We start from the raw sequence: 561 nt of genomic DNA on the forward strand, positions 1-561 counted from the left end.
GCGTTAGGCGCGCGGTGCAAAGTCGTAAATCTTTTTCCAGTTTTCCTGCAAAATTTCTGAGAGGTTTTCAAAGCTGGCAGGCAAGCTCAGAGTCGATTTGGGGAATCCTGGAAGTTCAGAAATTCAGCGTGTTCATTCTGGTAGATTGTTCTGGCTGCATCTGTGCAATGCCAGCAAAAGAAATCAGGTTACCAAATTCCAAGCCTGCTTCTTTTCAGAGTTCAGTGCAGCTGGTGTTCAGGGTTCAGCGTAAATTTACCGTGCTATGCCAGCATTAATATTTTCGTCGCTGGTTTGTTTTTCAAATCTGGCAGGGTAAATCCCAGCTATTTCCAAACGTGCAACACCAGCACAAACATTGGTGTTTCCCTGCAGCTGTGCAATGTGCTGGCTTCCAGGGCAAACAAACATTCAGCAAAAACACCGATTTGCCCGCAGGCGCAAACATTGTCACAATCCTGCAAGTCAGGGTTTCGCCAACGCTTCAGCATCCCGGCCCACTGGGCTCGCCTAACAAGCGCATTGTGTGGGACGCCTTCGGCGCCCCACATGCGGGCGTTA

The 561-nt window shown here is 49.4% G+C and carries 1 protein-coding gene; it reads right to left on the minus strand.

Annotation, left to right across the window (positions count from 1 at the left end):
* Positions 1-326 precede the first annotated feature (326 nt).
* The coding region (locus M3P05_RS20705; protein ID WP_249702048.1) for a hypothetical protein at positions 327-561 on the minus strand (235 nt) is incomplete at its 5' end.

The organism is Parendozoicomonas callyspongiae (genome assembly GCF_023502345.1).
Classification (GTDB): Bacteria; Pseudomonadota; Gammaproteobacteria; order Pseudomonadales; family Endozoicomonadaceae; genus Sansalvadorimonas; species Sansalvadorimonas callyspongiae.